The organism is Enterococcus silesiacus (assembly GCF_001886225.1).
In the GTDB taxonomy this organism is placed as follows: Bacteria; Bacillota; Bacilli; order Lactobacillales; family Enterococcaceae; genus Enterococcus_L; species Enterococcus_L silesiacus.
In genome coordinates this window covers 1-3169 of the sequence record NZ_JXLC01000049.1, presented here as the reverse complement: position 1 = coordinate 3169, position 3169 = coordinate 1, and the positions used below count along the sequence as shown (strand labels likewise).

The following is a 3169-nucleotide window of genomic DNA, read 5'->3' as shown; positions in this document are numbered from 1 at the left end:
GTTTTTGAATATTTTTAATTTTGGTGTAATAGATCTCATCAAATAAATTTTTGACTTGCAGATACTCCAAACCCTTGTAACCGGTCCAAATGGTTATCAAGAGTATAAAACAACGATCAATTTTTTCTTCGTCTATTTTAATAACTGATCTTTTTCAATAGTAACTTCACCTATATCCGTTACTTTATATGAGCTATCATAGCTTTCCACCCAATTTTTTATCACAGTGTTATATAAAATTTCATTAGATTTATCCTTTAAAAAATCTTTTGATATCTGGTATTTATCAAGGTATTTTTCTATTTCCCGAGGATTAGTTATTGTGTATGTATCTTTTGTCTCATCAAATATAACAACATTTTGTTTTAATAGTTTCTCTGAAATAGAGTAAGAGAAATCAATTCTGTATAAAAGCTCCGATGTTATGGTCTTCGCAAAACTAATTAATAATCTCTTTTCAGATAAATCAAACCCAAATGTAAGCGACTCATTTTTTCCTAAAAAATTACTTTTATACCTTTCAATAACAGGTCCTACACTATTTTTTAAATCAGCATTTTTTCTATCCCAATGTTCGATTTGCTTCATATTGGGTAATCCCTTGCTCTCTGAAAAATTTAATTCTTTCCATTCTGAATAATACATCTCATCAAAAACATTTTTAACTTGCATTGATTCTTTCAATTTTATTCCTCCTAAAATACAAACCATAATAATTACAGAACTTATAACAATTGTTGCTATCGTTTTCTTTTTCATTAAAATGCCCCTAATTCATTGATCTTATTTTCAAGATTTTTAATAAATTGATATGCATCTGGTTGCTTTTGCTTTAATTCTTCCATTGTGTTTATATTTAAATCAGCTAGTATTTGTTGTTTTACATCAGCTAAATTTTCGTATTTCGAGAAGAATTCTGATTGAGAACTCTTTTTTCTTACTTCTGATTACTATTTATTACGCGCCTGATCATAAGATAATTTTCTTCTCATTACATAACCGATATCTCCATCGCTATCTTTTTTTACATTCATAAGAAGCCACAGATTCATTAAAATTGAAGATATAGCTATCCTAACCATCATTATAAATCTGAAAAAAGTTCATCCTTAATAATTAATTCTTCTAAATTTTTTAAAAAAAAACGACTTTTATGAACTGAAAACCAATCTTTAAGAAGAATATCATCCATACCTTTCTTATAAAATTGTTCAAGTATATCTTTATCGATATTATATTTGTCTAAGTATTCTTTTACCTTATTTTTTTCACTAATCTTATTTTGTCCGTCTACAAAATATATACTTCTAACTAATTCACTTTTCCCCACATAATATTGATTGTAGAATCTAACAGAAACAGACTCGGATAAGACATAACCAAAACTAATATTCAGTCTTTTTTCAGAAAAGAAAAAACTAAGAGACATATTTGTCATGTTAGTTGGCAATGACTTTTCATCATATTTTTCGCTAACAGGAAATTTCTCGTCAAAAGCGTCTGCTCTATTCCAACTCGCTATACCATCAACTTTACCTAACGAAACATTTCCTCTACCAAAAAAAGACGTATTAATTGCTCTACGTTCATCATAATAAATTTCATCATAAACATTTTTGATTGTTAAATATTGACTGATTCTAAAATACATAGGGACAATTATAAGAATACATAAAATTACAGTAAACACTAACCTGATTCTTCTTTGTTTCACCCATCAATTTCCTTTACTTTACATAATTTTGATAATTATTTTGGCTTTCTTCAAGACTCCTAATGAAGTTATATGATGCTGGATAGTGTTCCTTTAAATAACTCATCGAAATAGAATTAAAAAAACAGCTAAAAAAATACGATAACTATAAAATTGTTTTTTGTACTCAATTTAAAGAATAGTCTCTCAACCGAACTAAGTTTCATTACTAATAAAGTACCCCACTGGTTCTTCATATGAATTGGGATCAGCTAGCCAGAATTCACCGTCCCTTTTTTGATGAAAACGTACTGTTAAAGTTTGATTATCATAGCTAAAAATGAATACGATACTTTTATCAGATAGGTTTTTAATCCTTTCTAATACGTTCTGCATCCATGATTTGGCGATATAAAACTGCTCCGCAGCAGTTAAGTGTTGGTCAGGAAAAAAATCAATGATACGAATTTCAGTATTTGAAGCTTCATATCCAGTTTTATCTCCATAAATAGTTAATAAATTAGCAAAATTTTTCTCAGTCACATTTAAATCTTCTTCTTCGAGAATAAGACAGTCATATATATTCTGAATTCTAATATTGAAAAAATTCTGAATACTAATATAATCTGTATGAATTGGTAACTTTTCTATTTTTTCTGATTCCTGTTGAATTTTTTTTAATTTACTATTTTGCATATCATTCTCCTAAAATATTTAGTCCTTTTTCAATTGCTTTTTGTATACTCTTATCATTCAGTTTTTTCTGAATTTTCGGCGGTGCTAATTCCCCAGATTTCGGATGAATAAATTTCTTACTTTTAGGATCATACAACCATTTAGTATTGTTAGGTTCATGGTAATGAATTTGGCCAGCTCTTTCTCCTGGTGCTGGATTTTCTACATCCAATCGCTCCGTCCCCCCATTTTGCCACATCGTTTTACTAGTTACTTGAGTCCCATTGGCACCAAGTAGTGAGTCACCACCGCCAATAGCGCTAATTCCTATCCCTGTAATCGCCTGTGCAACACCCGCCGATACAGATTGAATCACTTCAGAAATAACCAATCCATCACTTCTGACAAGAACAGGAATCATTTGCCCAGTTGCCGCATCCATTCCATATGCCATGGCTAGACCATTCCCTAACTCTACAATCCCTTTAACAATAATTTTGGTTCCACCATAGAGAAATGACATCCCTAAAACCGTTGTGTAAACTTTTCCAATAGGACTGTTCAAGAAATTATCTAACTCTCTTAAACGAAGTTCCGCCATTAATGCAATATACTCTAACGTTACCTCTGAATCAAGTGTACCATTTTTATATACTTCGTAAATAGGATTTCCAAATTCGAATGGACGAATTTGGAAATCCTATTTTGTGTTCTTGAATTCTCTCTCTGTCCATCTTTGATTGACGTCCTTGATCCAAGATGTATCCTTCTGGGAGGAAATGTCTGAAATTAAAGCACTTT

At 30.4% G+C, this 3169-nt stretch carries 4 protein-coding genes; all 4 read right to left on the bottom strand.

Features of this window, described 5'->3' with window-relative positions; genetic code table 11:
- Window positions 1-132: 132 nt before the first annotated feature.
- The 4 genes from RV15_RS18255 to RV15_RS18240 all read right to left on the bottom strand — a co-directional run bounded on the left by RV15_RS18255 (window position 133) and on the right by RV15_RS18240 (window position 2969).
- Window positions 133-759 carry a TipC family immunity protein gene (locus tag RV15_RS18255; protein WP_071879412.1) on the bottom strand — a complete coding sequence of 209 codons (627 nt, stop codon included), beginning with the start codon at window positions 757-759 and terminating at the stop codon, window positions 133-135.
- A 325-nt stretch (window positions 760-1084) separates the two neighbouring features.
- Entirely contained in the window at window positions 1085-1714 is a 630-nt protein-coding gene (locus RV15_RS18250) for a TipC family immunity protein (protein ID WP_071879411.1), read from the bottom strand.
- Between the two features lie 195 nt (window positions 1715-1909).
- Window positions 1910-2389: a hypothetical protein gene (locus tag RV15_RS18245; RefSeq protein ID WP_071879410.1), complete on the bottom strand. Its 480-nt coding sequence runs from the start codon at window positions 2387-2389 to the stop codon at window positions 1910-1912.
- A gap of 1 nt (window position 2390) precedes the next feature.
- Window positions 2391-2969, bottom strand: coding sequence for a hypothetical protein (locus tag RV15_RS18240; RefSeq protein ID WP_071879409.1), 579 nt, complete (start codon window positions 2967-2969; stop codon window positions 2391-2393).
- Window positions 2970-3169: the final 200 nt, after the last annotated feature.